We start from the raw sequence: 14545 nt of genomic DNA, 5'->3' as shown, positions 1-14545 counted from the left end.
TATAATTTTTTTCAGCTGTTTTCGGGAGCGCTATCGATTGATTCTCCCCAACCCACTGCAAGTCCAGTATCATAACGTAAATCAATGTAATTTATCTGCTTATTTTGTTCTCTAAGTAACGGATATACATCAATAAAACGTTGTAATCGGTCTATAAACTCTTTACGGCCTAAGTTAAGTTGAATGTTATTGTTTAACTCCACTCGCCAAGCGAACCTTTCACTTAAAAATAACTGTTCAACTCTCAGGCCAGTATTACTCAAAATCAGTTGCATAGCTGATAACCCTGCTAATGCAGTTTTTTCGCTCCCTCCCGGACCAAATATGCTCGGCAACTTTTTAGTGTACCCCAGAGAATACAGTGCAGCACCATCAAAGGGCTCACCAGCCTCGTTAAGCAGTAAATCATCATTCCAAGTCGCTGCCGGTGTTTGCTCTACCAGATACACATGCAAGCTATTTGGCCACCGCTTGCGAACACTTGCTCGGTACACCCATGGCAAGCCCTCAAGTAGAGCGTGCACATCATTGACATCTAAAGCAAAAAAGCTGCCAGTTTGTTCTTGTCGAATGATGTTTTCTAAGCGTTGGTCATCCAAAACGTTTCTAACGCCTGAAAACACCACCTTTTGAACAGGTAGCCTTTGCTCATCCTGCAACCATTCATTTACTTTAAAAATACCAATTACAAGCAATATTATCACGCAAACAAACACACTCAAGCCTATCCAGAAGTTTGGTTTTTCACGCTCCTGCTCAACTGTGCTGATTGCTTGTTTGTTCATATCTAGCGCTTATATAGTTGGTAATAAAATACGCCAAACAAGCTCTTCAAAGCTTATGCCTGCTTGTTTAGCCGCTTTCGGGACCAAACTGGTTTTTGTCATTCCGGGAACCGTATTGGATTCCAATAAGTAAAAATCACCCTTCGCATCCTGCATAACGTCAACTCTACCCCACCCACTACCTTTAAGCGCCCTGAATGCCTTGATTGCGAGCTTGCTCAACTGCTCTTCGATGCTAGCGGGAAGACCACTCGGGCAAAAGTATTCTGTTGTAGAGTCTTTGTACTTTGCATCATAATCATAAAAAGTATGTGGCGTTGACATACGAATCGAAGGTAAGGCCTCTCCATCTAATATCGAGACTGTATATTCTAGTCCAGAAATATATGCCTCGATTAATACTTGATTATCAAATCCAAGCGCTGTTTGAACGGCACTTTTTAATTCATCCGCGTTGTTCACTTTTGCCATACCGATACTTGATCCTTCTTTTATCGGTTTTACCATAACGATTCCATTAAGATCGTCTAATACCTTTTGATAATCTGTTTTTTCAACATCTTGCGCGTCTACAACACGATATTTAGCAGTTGGCAACCCCAGAGCCTGCCATATTTGTTTGCTGACGAGCTTGTCCATCGCAATGGCTGATCCTTGAACATTACTTCCTGTGTACGGTAACTTTAGATGCTGCAATGCCCCTTGAATAGTGCCATCTTCACCGCCTCTTCCGTGTAGTACGATAAATGCTCGGGCATAGTTATCAGTGACTAAGTCTTCTAAAGGTCGCGTAGACGGATCAAATAAATGTGCATCTATTCCGCTATTAATCAATCCTTGGTGAACCGCCTTTCCGGAGGCCATACTCACTTCACGCTCTTGAGAGTCTCCTCCATAAAGCACCGCAACCTTCCCAAAGTCTCCTGCTTGAATATGCTTCATGGTTGTTGAATTCCTGCTTTTTCAGCTAATAAGGTTTTGTCTAATTTTGTCGCTGCGAGTTGTTGAGCGAGTTCGCCAATCGTGCCAGCACCTTGCGCAAACACAACATCATTTCCTTGAATTACATTGCTTAAAATTTCAAACATGTTCGCAGCAGAACTGGCATAGATAGGTTCTAGTGCTCCGCGCAGTCTAATGCTTCTGCAGATTGATTTACTATCTGCACCGTCAATTGGCTCTTCTCCTGCTGAATACACATCCAACAAAATCAGGACATCCACACCGCCTAAGACGTCAACAAATTCTTCATACAAATCACGAGTCCTTGTAAATCGATGTGGTTGATAAATCATCACTAATCGACGTTTGGGCCATGTGTTCCTTGCCGCTTTAATCGTCATTGATACTTCAGTAGGGTGATGCCCATAATCATCAACCAAGGTAGCTATACCCTCATTATTCTGAAAATCACCTAGCACTTGAAAACGCCTACCGATCCCTTCAAAGCTATTCAAAGCTTGTTGTATCGTTTGTTCAGCAATATTTTCGTCACTTGCAACTGCAATTGCAGCTGTTGCATTTAACACGTTGTGTATTCCTGGCAAGTTTACACAATATTGAGATGTTTCACCGTTTGGCTTCCGCAAAACAAAAGTACTTTTTTTAGACTCAAAAACGATGTCTGAAATTTGGTAGTCGTTATGTGATTTAACACCATAAGTGATCAGTTTTCTCTCGATTCTTGGAATCAAATTCATGACTACATCATCATCACCGCAAACAACCGCTAGGCCATAGAAAGGCAAATTGTGAAGAAATTCAACATATGCGGTCTGCATATTTGTGAAGTCACCTTGATATGCCTCTAGGTGATCGGCTTCTATATTTGTGATGACTGACAAAGTGGGTTGTAAATGTAAAAATGACGCATCACTTTCATCTGCTTCGGCAATCAAGTATTTGCTCTCACCTAGCTTGGCATTGGTTCCTGCACTATTTAACAATCCACCTATAACATAGGTTGGATCTAGCCCAGCATGCGTAAAAATAGTGGAAATTAAACTAGTCGTCGTTGTTTTCCCATGGGTTCCAGCGACTGCGATCCCATAACGAAACCTCATCAATTCGGCCAACATCTGTGCTCTTCGAATAATCGGGATACGTCTTGCTTGCGCGGTCTCAATTTCAGGGTTACTTGCGTCGATTGCACTTGATACTACAACGACATCTGCGTCTTTGATGTTTTCTTGTGCGTGACCAATGAAAACCTTTACACCAAGCTCAGAAAGGCGCTTCGTCATACTGCCGGACTTTAAATCAGAACCACTGACTTGATATCCAAGATTGAGCATTACTTCAGCAATCCCCCCCATTCCAGCACCGCCCACACCGACAAAATGAAGATGAGAAACACGTCTCATTTTATGAAAGTTAGCTACTCCTGGTGTTGTTATCTTAGCCATACTTTTTTCCTACTTCAGATTCACAAATATCCGCAACCTTTTTACCGGCAAATTGTGGGCTTAATTCTTTTGATTTAATTGCCATTTGTGCTAATAATTGCGGGTCTTCGATTAAACTGCGAAGCGTTGACGGCAACGTTGCCTCGAGCTCGGTTTGGGGAATCAAAATACCTGCTCCATGGTTGGTTAACGATAGCGCATTATATGTCTGATGATCATCAACTGCGATAGGTAAAGGCACAAAAATCGCAGCTTTTCCAACACTCGAGATTTCAGCAACTGTTAAAGCACCTGCCCTACATATAATGAGATCAGCGTTTGTTAATTCATAAAACACATCATCGATAAACTCGCTAACTGTCGAGTCGACCTTTTGACTGTAAGCAGTGTGGACAGGTGTCGACTTGCCTTTTCCTGCTTGATGGACAACTGATATTTGGTAATCATCTGCAAGGCTATTCAGCGCCTTTGGCACGATCTCATTAAGTGCAAGCGCGCCAAGACTTCCGCCAAGAACAAGGATCTTAAATGTTTGCTCGCTATCTTTAATAATATTCCTGTCTTCGTATTGTCTGACAGGGTTACCCACAAACTCAACATTAGTTGGAATATTATTTAATTTTGTGAGTTTTGTAATATCGAAACCACATAGAACTCTGTTCGCGACCTTAGCTAACCACCGGTTTGTTAGTCCGAACACTGCGTTTTGCTCGTGCACGACAATCGGTATACTTAACAAACGAGCCGCAATACCACCCGGCCCGCTTGCATATCCGCCCATCCCCAAGACTAGACTAGGTTGTAAATTCTTTAATATTTTGTAAGCTTGAAAAACGGCTTTTAACAACATAAACGGCGCTGTAAGCTTGCCCAGAAAACCTTTTCCCCTGACCCCTTTTATATCTAAAAAATGAATAGGGTAACCTGCTTTAGGAACAGCTTGTGCTTCCATCCTATCGGCTGTACCAATCCACTCTACGGTCCAGCCACGCGCCTTCAACTCGTCAGCGACAGCCACGCCGGGAAATACATGCCCTCCAGTTCCACCGGCCATTATAACTATGCTAGGCATGAGCATCTTCCGCAGTACGATTCTTCATTTCAGCATCTTCATCAAGTGTTTGTTTTCTAGAACGACCTTTGCGTTTCTTAGTCTTATTGAGGTTCTTTTTAATCGCTTGAACACCTTCAACACGCAATTCAAAATCAATTCGAAGCAGAATAGCGACGGCAACACTCATCACAATTAACGAAGAGCCACCATAACTAACAAGTGGGAGTGTCAATCCTTTAGTGGGCAAAATACCAGAACTAGCACCGATATTTATCGCTGTTTGAAAGCTAAACCAAACCCCGATTGCATAGGCTAAAAATGCATCATAGGATTTGTCTTGTGCCATCGCAGCATGGCCAATTCGCAATGCCTTAATAATCATCAATAGAATTAATGTTAAAACCACCAACACGCCAATAAACCCCAATTCTTCTGCCAAAATAGCAGCGATAAAATCTGTATGAGCTTCGGGTAAAAACTCTAGCTTTTGAACACTGTTGCCCAGTCCTTGTCCAAACCAGCTTCCCCTGCCAAAAGCCATTAGCGACTGCGTTAACTGATAACCACTACCGAACGGGTCTGCCCAAGGGTCAAGAAATGCCGTAATTCTTCGCATTCTGTATTCAGAAACTACGATCAAACCTACCACAGCTGCCAAACCTGAAAAGAACATTGCAAAAAATTGCCATAATTTCGCACCCGCTAAAAAGAGCAGCGCGATCGTGGTGACAAACATAACAACAGCAGTTCCAAGGTCAGGTTGGTTTAGTAATAAAAAACCCAGTAAGAAAAAGATAATTAAGGGCTTGAAAAAACCTTTAAATTGTTCTGTCACCTCGTCTTTTCGGCGCACGAGATAACCCGCTAGATAGCAAAAAAAGAATAATTTTGCAGGTTCTGCAGCTTGAATAGTAATGGGGCCCACAACAATCCACCGCGTACTTCCATTGACTGTTCGTCCAATGAATAACACGGCAATCAGCAGCGCAATGGCAACAAACAAAAGATACGGATTGGATTTTCGCCAAAACTGCATTGGGAGATTAATCACGACAATGGAGGCTACCAAGGCAATCCCTATATAAATCGCATGTCTTATCGAAAAGTAAAACGGGTTGTCATGAATACGCGTTGCAATAGGAATGGATGCGCTGGTAACGATTACGAAACCAATTGTAAAGAGGCAAATTGCAATGAGCACTAAACCAACATCATAAGGGGTTTTTTCATGTTCTGAATCGTGTCGTTGTGCAAACATTTCTCTTAAATTTATACTCTGCTGCATTTAAGCCTCCTGAGCCAAGGCCGCTGCAATAAATGCATCGCCTCTAGCGCGATAGTTCGCAAACATATCGATACTCGCGCATGCAGGCGAAAGCATTACAACTAAATTTAAGTCAGGAAACCGTTGTGATAATCGTTCACACATTTTTACTGATTGTTCAACAGCTGCTTGCATATCATTAACGTATGAATAATCACAAGTAAGACCATTTAGAGACAATGAATTGGGCAAAAGAGACTCAAATAAATGTGCATCTTTACCCATGCCAACCATCCCTTTTATCTTGCTTCCAATATACTCTGAAAGGCCCTGTATATCAGCGCCTTTAGCATCTCCGCCAACAATTAACACCAGCGCTGTAGTGCGCTCGTCTATGCCCTTGAGAGCTGCAATAGTGGCACCTAAATTGGTTGCTTTTGAATCATTTATCCAAGTAATGTCACCCTGTTTGACTAGCTGAGTTCGATGAGCAAGACCATTAAAACTATAGAGCCCCTTCGCGATGGCATCTTCTTGTAAACCAAGTTTCAGTGCCATTGCACAGCAGACTAAGCTGTTTAGGTGGTTGTGTTGGCCCATCACTTTTAAGCGCTCAAGTTTCAACAGTGTGCGACCTTTGTACTCAATAGTATTTTCTTGCTCATCTATAAACAACGATGGCGTTTCAGTACTTTTTGACTGCGTAGTGCTTTTTGACTGCGTCGCTATAATGAAGTTTTCAATCTCTGACGTTGATTTAAGCGGAAAACTCTCTTCAATATTATCAATACATATGGCCGTTTGTGCATGTGAAAATATTCTTTGCTTACACGCCAAGTAACTGTCCATATCACCGTGTCGGTCTAAATGGTCAGCTGAAATATTAAGAAGTACTGCAAGACGTAAATTTAAAGACTGGGTAAGTTGTAATTGAAAACTGGATAACTCCAAAATGATAAAGTCGAAAGCGCCATCAATAAAAGTAATCGCGCTTTGACCAAGATTGCCACCGACCGCGGCCTTGTAACCTGATGAATTTAGGACATGCCCTAACATTTCAGTAACGGTGCTCTTTCCATTTGAGCCCGTAATCCCGATAGTTGGGATATCATTGAACCAAGCAAACAATTCAATTTCGCTTATCAATAATCCGCCATTTGCTTGATAGTCTGCAAGCGAATTGAGTAAAGGATTAATCCCCGGGCTAACAACCACAAACTCAAAGTCTGAAAAATCAGTGTATTCATCGAAATGACACATTCGAACATCATTTGATTCAATGCTTTGCGAACGACTATCAAAAACGCTAACACATGCATTTCTTTGTTTCAAAAATTCTGAACATGCTTTTCCCGTGACGCCATAACCGACAACTGCTACTTTTAATTTTGTCAGTTCTTGAAACATATTTATCTCAGTTTAAGGGTCGCTAGGCCAACTAATACTAAAATTAATGAAATAATCCAAAACCTCACTATTACGCGTGGTTCTGGCCAGCCTTTCAGCTCGTAATGGTGATGTATCGGTGCCATACGAAATATTCGTTTTCCTCTTAACTTAAACGAGCCGACTTGTAGGATCACTGAAAGCGTTTCGGCGACAAAAATCCCCCCCATAATAATGAGCACAATTTCTTGCCGTACCAGCACTGCTAAAATACCCAGAGTACCGCCCAAGGCTAGTGAGCCAACGTCTCCCATGAACACTTGAGCTGGGTAAGTATTAAACCAAAGGAAGCCCAATCCTGCGCCGACCATTGCCGTACAAACTATCACAAGCTCACTAGTGAGCGGGATATGAGGAATATTTAAGTAACTTGAAAAGTTAACATTACCCGTCACATAGGCGAAGATAGCAAAAGCACCGGCGACTAATATAGTTGGCACAATAGCAAGACCATCGAGCCCGTCAGTTAAGTTGACAGCATTGCTCGTTCCAACAATAGCAAAGTATGCGATAACGATATAAAAAATACCTAATTGAGGCATAACGTCTTTAAAGAATGGAACGATTAGCGACGTTTCTGCCGCGACGTCAGGGTTTGCATTTACATACAGGAAGATAGCAACTGCTAGGGCAATTACAGATTGCCAAAAATACTTCCACCTAGCGATAAGCCCCTTTGAGTCTTTTCTAACTACCTTGCGATAATCATCTACAAAGCCAACAATGCCATACGTACTTAAGACGAATATAGTAACCAAAACGTATTTATTCGTGAGGTCCGCCCAGAGTAATACACTTGTTAAAATCGCACTTAATATCAACACACCTCCCATTGTCGGCGTGCCCGATTTTGATAAGTGCGATTGTGGACCATCGTCTCTAACTGTTTGCCCAATTTGCATGTTTTGCAACCATCGAATCATGCTTGGACCTATCAGTATTGCAATAAGTAATGCAGTTAACGTGCTTAAAATCGCACGTAGGGTAAGATATGAAAACACATTAAATGCGGATTCAAATTGCGTTAACCATTCAGCCAGCCATATTAGCATGCTATTCGCTCCCTACGGCGCTCAAGCTTTCCCAAGCATGAGTCCTCTATTCCTTTTACGACTAATTCCATTTTAGAACTACGCGATCCTTTTACCAGAATTGTGATGTCTTGTTGTTCATTTGACAACGACATTTCTAGCGCCTCGACTAAGCCTTCGTGGCTATCAAAATGTTGTCCCATTTTATCAAATACTGCACTTGCACACTGACTCAACACACCTGTTGTATATGCTAGATTAATACCCTTGGCTAATGCATATTCACCTACTTGCTCGTGGTAATATCGAGCTTGGTCACCTAACTCTGCCATATCGCCAAGCACCAGTACTTTCTTACCAGAATAAGTGCTTAATAAATCAATTGCGGCGTTTACTGACGCAACATTTGCATTGTATGTATCGTCTAAAATTCTGACCTGTTGCGTTAGTTGCTTGACGTTCAACCTGCCCGATACTTCTTTCATGTTAAACAAACCGAGCTGGACGTCCTCGAGACTGGCGCCGACTTCTAATGATAATGCTGCCGCCAATAGTGCATTGCCCACGTTGTGTGTACCCGGAATACTTAAACGAATGGCTGCCTTCCCCATCGGGCAAACGAGTTCAAACTCTGCACATCCGTCCATCCCCATCGCAATGTCCTCAGCTTTGAAATCGCCTGAGTCCGATTCTGGTGAAAACGTCAGCATGTTAATATGAGACGTTTTGCCTTTCCAAAATTCATAGAATTGACTATCACTATTCAATATCGCCGTACCGGCGTCTCCGAGGCCTTTAAAAATCTCGCTTTTCGCACGAGCTACGCCAAATAGGCTGCCAAATCCTTCGAGGTGACTGGCCGCAGCATTTACAATAGTTGCGACATCAGGTTTTGATAAACGTGTGGTGTAAGCAATCTCTCCTAAATGATTTGCGCCCATTTCAATGACTGCATATTCATGGCTTTCGTTCAAACGAAGTAAGGTAAGAGGGACACCAATATCATTGTTGAAATTGCCTTTAGTCGCTAATACTTTTCCTTTTACGGACAAAATTGAAGCGACCATTTCTTTCACGGTTGTCTTACCTGAACTCCCTGTAATTCCAACCGTTTTAGGTGCAACTTTTTCTTTCACTGCCGCCCCCAAACGGCCTAGTGCGAGCTTGGTATCATCAACCGTTATCAGAGGTAAAGGACAATCTACAGCTTGGCTGACAACGATTGCGCATGCGCCTTTTTCTAGCGCTTTATGAAGATGCTCATGAGCGTTGTGGTTAGGCCCTACCAAAGCGATGAATAAATCACCCGCTTGCATCGTTCGAGTATCAGTACTGACACCTTTAACCATAAGGTCTGCAACACTTTGTGTATTCAGCTTACCTTCTACTTTGCTCGCAATCCAAGATAATGAAACGGAAATCATAGTATATTCCCCGATGTTAGTTTATTCACATAATCTCGTTCGTTGTAGTACTCACGTACGCCATTTATTTCGAGATACTCTTCATGTCCTTTGCCAGCAACCACTATCAGATCTCCGTTCTTACTTCCTAGATATGCTTGTTTAATAGCAGTTTCCCTATCGATGTATTTATGCACCTTCGTTTTGTCAGTGATGCCAAGCTCAATGTCATTTATTATTTTATCTGGCGATTCACTGCGAGAGTTATCTTGGGTCAAATATACAATATCAGCCCATTTTTCTGAGACTTCCCCCATTACCGACCTTTTCGAAGCGTCTCGATCACCACCGCAACCAAAAACAACAATTAAGTTGCTCATAGTATGTTGTTTTGCAGAAATAAGGGCCTGCTTTAACGCATCAGGTGTATGAGCATAATCAACAATAATATTGGCGTGTTGTGGTGACTCGAATAATTCCATTCGTCCCGGCACGCCCCTCAATTGGCCAATTTTATTCACTAACTCCTGTAAGTGTTCTCCTTGAAGCACTAATGCACCAAGTGCTGCTAGTAAGTTATAGATATTGAAGTTGCCTATTAAAGGTAGATTTATATCGTAATTACCCCAACTGCTATCTAGCAAAAATGTACATCCGCTGTGCATATATCGTAGGTTACTCGCCCACAAATACACATGTTCCCCGCAGAGTGAAGGACGCTCTGCCGCACATGAGTAAACACATACTTGTTTTTGACCGCCCGAGGCTTCTATCCATGTCAGACCTTCTTGATCGTCAATGTTGACAACCAATGAATTCAAGCCATGCTGAGCCATCAATCGGCGCTTAGCGGCGGCATACTTATCCATGGTTTGGTGATAGTCTAAGTGGTCTTGTGTGAGGTTGGTAAATATACCTGTCGTTATATTGAGGCCTTGCAGCCTATTTTGATGTAGGCCATGAGACGAGGCTTCAATGCAAAATCGCTCTGCCCCTTTATTTTTCAAAGCGCAGCAAAATGAATGAGCTGAAATTACGTCAGGCGTGGTATTGATGGTCTCGCCAATTTTTTCATTGTGCTGTGTTCCATCAAAAAACTGCACACCCATTGTCCCAATAGCACCTGCTTTTGTCCCGACTAGGGACGATAGGCTAGCAACAAGTTGCGCAACTGACGTTTTGCCGTTTGTTCCTGTCACCGCGATTCCAAATAGCTTTCTGGAAAGGCCGAGATAATAACGTGCAACGAGTTGACCTAGATGTTTGGTTAACTCGTAAAAACAAATTACTTGAATGCCTTGATTGAGCGTTATTTTGCCGTGTGCATCGACATCTTCCGTATCAACAATAACTAAACTCGCGCCTTTAGTTATTGCCTTGTTAATGTAGTCTCTGCCATCAGACATCTCTCCTTTTAAAGCGATAAATACATCGCCATTTTCTAGAGAGCGACTGTCCAGTGTAAATTTGTTTGTTTCAACTTCTTTTATCTCGATATCATACTCAGCCAATATGATTGAAATTGAAGCATGCGAGGGTGGTAAACTACCGATTGGCATAGATCACCCCCGTTTTTGCATCAGCGATCTGTTGTGAATCAGGAGCAATATTTAGCATTTGTAAGGTATCTGAAACGATTGCTGAAAAGGTAGGCGCAGCGGTATCACCAGCATGATACAAATCACCACCGGGTTCATTTATCAAAACGACCACTGCAATTTTGGGGTCAGATACGGGGGCAATGCCTGCGAATATGTTGACATATTCTTCTCCGTACCCACCTGCAACCGCCTTTATGCTTGTTCCGGTTTTCCCAGCAACGCGGTATCCTGGTACTGCAGCTTTCATACCTGAGCCACCTTCAAGTGTGACACTCTCCATCATTTCCAAGACAGCTCTGGCATTGGACTCCGACAGTACTCGTTCGGGCTCTTCCAAGAAGTTTTCTGTTTTAATAATAGATAAAGGTACCTTTATACCTCCATTCGCAATTGTCGAATACATCCGAGCGAGTTGGGCAGCCGTGACGGAGATATTGTAACCGAACGACAATGCAGATAATTCATGCTCAGACCAGCGATTTCGCTCATGAAATATGCCATCTGACTCACCGATCATATTTAAACCAGTATCACTCATTAATCCCATGTTGTAGTAAGTATCAACAAAGAAGCCAGGTTTGACAGAAAGAGCTAGTTTTGAGGTTCCCATGTTACTGGATTTTTGAATGACTCCAGCGAGTGATAGCTCACCATAATTACGCGGGTCCTCCACTCTACTGCCGCCCAGACGCATCCACCCTGGGGAGGTATCTATCGAATCTTCTACATTGATTGAACCAAACTCCAAGGCAGCTAAGACAGCGAGTGGCTTTAATACAGAGCCAGGCTCAAAAGCATCTGTTATTGCGCGATTACGCATACGATGCGCAGAAACAGTAGAGCGGTCATTAGGGTTGAAAGACGGCGTATTTGCTAAAGCTAAGACCTCTCCGGTATGCACATCAACAATAATGACCGAAGCGGAAGTCGCTTGATAAAACAAAGTTGCCTCTTTTATTTCGCGGTATGCTAAAGCTTGAATACGCTGATCAATAGTAAGCGTCAGGTCTTTTGCTTTTTCGCCTTTCTTTTGCTCCAAAATTTCAATTTGACGCCCTTTAGCATCTCTTCTTATGGTGCGCTTATCCGGGGTTCCTGTTAGCCATTCATTGTAGAGCTTTTCAATACCTTCTTGACCATCATCATCGACGTTAGTAAACCCGATGACGTGCGAAGAGACCTCTCCACTTGGATAGTAACGTTTTGACTCGTTTCTTAAGTAAACGCCAGGAATACCAAGCTGTTCAACGTAATTCGCCATGGCGGGGGTAATTTGGCGTTGTAAGTAAACAAACCTTCGTTTTGGGTTACGTACGCGGTTGAGCAAATCCTCTTCATCTCGATTTAGTACTTGAGCAAGTGCTTTCCAGCGTCGAGTATCGTTGTATGCGCCCTGTTCATGTATGTGTTTCGGGTCAGCCCAAATCGCAGCCGAAGGTACGCTGACCGCGAGTTGTTGACCGTGACGATCGCTAATCAAGCCACGATATGAGGGATTATCCCGTACTCTGATCGTTCTATTGTCACCCTGTTTTATTAAATCGTCGGGAGAAATCACCTGGATGAAAGCCGCTCGCGCAACCAAAGACATAAAGACGATAACGATCATAAATATCACCAGCCAAAAGCGCCATTGCTTTGCAGCAACATTTCGCGTTGAATCAGCAGATTTTGACTGTTTGGCTTGCGCTCTTGGATTCAAAGTAGCCATTTACTTAACCCTCACTAGCACTTCATCATCACGTGTTGGCCTACGCATATCTAGTTGCTGCTTGACTAGCTGTTCAATGCGGTTATGTTCAGTCAATGCGCTTTGCTCAATAATTAGGTGTCGCCATTCAACATCTAATGAATCTTTCTCTTGGATGAGTGTTTCGTATTGAATTGATAATTGACGATTGTGATGAGCAGCTAATATAACCGCAATCGCAGAAGAGACCGCGAAGCAAAACAGAAGTAATGGAACCACATTGCGCCCCAAATCACTTAGCATGATTATCAATAGATTGAAATTGGTTTTTGGGCTTTTCACAGCTTTGCCGCGATTCTAAGCACAGAACTTCGCGATCGAGGGTTGACTGCGATTTCGTCTTGTGACGGTTTAATAGCGCGGCTGAGTGGCTTGAGTACTTTTGAAGCATCAATCTCAGACTGTGGAATAGGCAAACCTGCAGGCACTTTTAACCCGCTGCTTTGCGATTTTATAAAACGTTTAACAATGCGATCTTCGAGTGAGTGAAAGCTGATAATGGCTAATCGACCATTGGGAGCAAGACAATTGGTTCCCCCTTGAAGCCCCTGCTCCAACTGTTCAATTTCGCCGTTGATAAAAATCCTTACACCTTGAAAACTGCGTGTTGCTGGATGCTTATGCTTACCTTTTACTGGCATTGCTTTATCAATAATATCAACAAACTCTTGTGTCGTTTTGATAGGCTGGTTCGCCCTGAATTCGACAACCGCCGTTGCTATTCTTTTCCCAAATTTTTCTTCACCGTAAGTCTTTAAGACATGTGTAATATCGTCAAGTTCCGCTGTGTTGAGCCACTGCGCTGCGCTGATTCCAGATGATGTATCCATGCGCATGTCTAAAGGACCGTCTTTCTGAAAACTAAATCCTCTTGATGAGTCGTCCAATTGGGGGGAAGATACACCAATGTCCATTAAAATGCCGTCGACCTTGTGTTTAAGACCAAGCCCAGTTAGCACCGACTCAATATTTGCAAAGGGGGTGTGATGAATCTCAAACCTTGGGTCGTCCCTAAATCGAGCGGCGGCTTCAATCGCAGTCAAGTCTCTATCCAGTGCAATTAAACGCCCTTTATTAGAAAGTCGTTTTAATATTTCGAAACTGTGCCCGCCACGACCAAACGTTGCGTCTACGTAAATTCCATCGGCACGAATATTGAGCCCCTCAACCGTCTCATTAAGTAAAACCGGTTGATGTGTGAATGTCTGAGAGGTCATAGTGAGAAGTCCAGCAAACGCTCGGTGAGTTCAAAGTCGCCGCGCTTTTCGGTTGCAATGTCTTCGTCAATTTGTTTCTGCCATTCAGCGGCATCCCAAATTTCAAATTTATTCAACTGTCCAACCAGCATGATAGGTTTTTCTAAGTTGGCATGTTGACGAAGCGTTGGTGCAAGGAGTATTCGGCCACTCTTGTCCATTTCGCCTTCCATTGCATAACCAAGTAGCAAACGTTGTAGTCTTCTTTCGTGAGGATTTGTGCTAGATAATTTGCGAAGTTTAAGTTCGATTTCTTCCCATTCGGGAAGTGGGTAAAGTAGCAAACAGTTTTGTAACGTATCAATAGTACATACCAGTTGTCCCTGACAATCATCCATCAGCGTTTGGCGATACTTCGTTGGTATCGTTAGACGACCTTTGCTGTCTAGATTGATTGCGTTAGCGCCGCGGAACATTTCCCCTAGCCTATTATGTTATTGATCTTGTTAGCTCATAGTTATTTTTATTTTTCTGTTTAGCTGGTTATATTGAACGAAAACCACTTTTCGCCACTTTGACCCACTTTTTGTAGTTTATGTACCCTTATGCC

Annotated in this window: 13 protein-coding genes; all 13 read right to left on the bottom strand. The window is 42.8% G+C overall.

Annotated features, from left to right (window positions below; all coding sequences use genetic code 11):
• Positions 1-11 precede the first annotated feature (11 nt).
• Genes KUL10_RS14675 through mraZ form a run of 13 tightly spaced genes read right to left on the bottom strand, consistent with a single transcriptional unit; the run spans position 12 to position 14411 of the window.
• The gene (locus tag KUL10_RS14675; RefSeq protein WP_110429701.1) at positions 12-785 is read right to left on the bottom strand and encodes a cell division protein FtsQ/DivIB; all 774 of its coding nucleotides are present in this window, start codon (positions 783-785) and stop codon (positions 12-14) included.
• Positions 786-794: 9 nt separating this feature from the next.
• Complete coding sequence (locus KUL10_RS14670) at positions 795-1727, bottom strand: D-alanine--D-alanine ligase (protein ID WP_110429700.1); 933 nt, start codon at positions 1725-1727, stop codon at positions 795-797.
• On the bottom strand, positions 1724-3181 hold the full coding sequence (gene murC, locus KUL10_RS14665) for a UDP-N-acetylmuramate--L-alanine ligase (protein ID WP_373415193.1): 1458 nt from the start codon (positions 3179-3181) through the stop codon (positions 1724-1726). Before murC ends, KUL10_RS14670 begins: the two co-directional genes overlap by 4 nt.
• Position 3182: 1 nt before the next feature.
• Complete coding sequence (murG, locus tag KUL10_RS14660; protein WP_233499844.1) at positions 3183-4262, bottom strand: undecaprenyldiphospho-muramoylpentapeptide beta-N-acetylglucosaminyltransferase; 1080 nt, start codon at positions 4260-4262, stop codon at positions 3183-3185.
• The gene (gene ftsW / locus KUL10_RS14655; RefSeq protein WP_110429698.1) at positions 4255-5529 is read right to left on the bottom strand and encodes a cell division protein FtsW; all 1275 of its coding nucleotides are present in this window, start codon (positions 5527-5529) and stop codon (positions 4255-4257) included. Before ftsW ends, murG begins: the two co-directional genes overlap by 8 nt.
• Positions 5530-6915, bottom strand: a complete 1386-nt coding sequence (murD, locus tag KUL10_RS14650) for a UDP-N-acetylmuramoyl-L-alanine--D-glutamate ligase (RefSeq protein ID WP_110429697.1) — start codon at positions 6913-6915, stop codon at positions 5530-5532. It abuts the gene before it with no gap.
• Positions 6916-6917: 2 nt separating this feature from the next.
• Positions 6918-8006 (bottom strand): phospho-N-acetylmuramoyl-pentapeptide-transferase, encoded by a 1089-nt coding sequence (gene mraY / locus KUL10_RS14645; protein WP_110429696.1) that lies wholly within the window; start codon positions 8004-8006, stop codon positions 6918-6920.
• Positions 8000-9409 carry a UDP-N-acetylmuramoyl-tripeptide--D-alanyl-D-alanine ligase gene (gene murF / locus KUL10_RS14640; protein ID WP_110429695.1) on the bottom strand — a complete coding sequence of 470 codons (1410 nt, stop codon included), beginning with the start codon at positions 9407-9409 and terminating at the stop codon, positions 8000-8002. The genes mraY and murF overlap by 7 nt, the downstream gene beginning before the upstream one ends.
• On the bottom strand, positions 9406-10947 hold the full coding sequence (locus KUL10_RS14635; RefSeq protein ID WP_110429694.1) for a UDP-N-acetylmuramoyl-L-alanyl-D-glutamate--2,6-diaminopimelate ligase: 1542 nt from the start codon (positions 10945-10947) through the stop codon (positions 9406-9408). Before KUL10_RS14635 ends, murF begins: the two co-directional genes overlap by 4 nt.
• Positions 10934-12700: a penicillin-binding transpeptidase domain-containing protein gene (locus KUL10_RS14630; RefSeq protein ID WP_110429693.1), complete on the bottom strand. Its 1767-nt coding sequence runs from the start codon at positions 12698-12700 to the stop codon at positions 10934-10936. The genes KUL10_RS14635 and KUL10_RS14630 overlap by 14 nt, the downstream gene beginning before the upstream one ends.
• A complete protein-coding gene (gene ftsL, locus KUL10_RS14625) occupies positions 12701-13021 on the bottom strand; it encodes a cell division protein FtsL (protein WP_110429692.1) in 321 nt (106 codons plus the stop codon). It abuts the gene before it with no gap.
• Positions 13018-13956 (bottom strand): 16S rRNA (cytosine(1402)-N(4))-methyltransferase RsmH, encoded by a 939-nt coding sequence (gene rsmH, locus KUL10_RS14620; protein WP_110429691.1) that lies wholly within the window; start codon positions 13954-13956, stop codon positions 13018-13020. The genes ftsL and rsmH overlap by 4 nt, the downstream gene beginning before the upstream one ends.
• Positions 13953-14411 carry a division/cell wall cluster transcriptional repressor MraZ gene (mraZ, locus tag KUL10_RS14615; protein ID WP_110429690.1) on the bottom strand — a complete coding sequence of 153 codons (459 nt, stop codon included), beginning with the start codon at positions 14409-14411 and terminating at the stop codon, positions 13953-13955. Before mraZ ends, rsmH begins: the two co-directional genes overlap by 4 nt.
• Positions 14412-14545: the final 134 nt, after the last annotated feature.

The organism is Glaciecola sp. KUL10 (assembly GCF_003203515.1).
In the GTDB taxonomy this organism is placed as follows: Bacteria; Pseudomonadota; Gammaproteobacteria; order Enterobacterales; family Alteromonadaceae; genus Glaciecola.
Note: the sequence above shows the minus strand (reverse complement) of the source record. Positions and strands in the feature narration are given on the sequence as shown.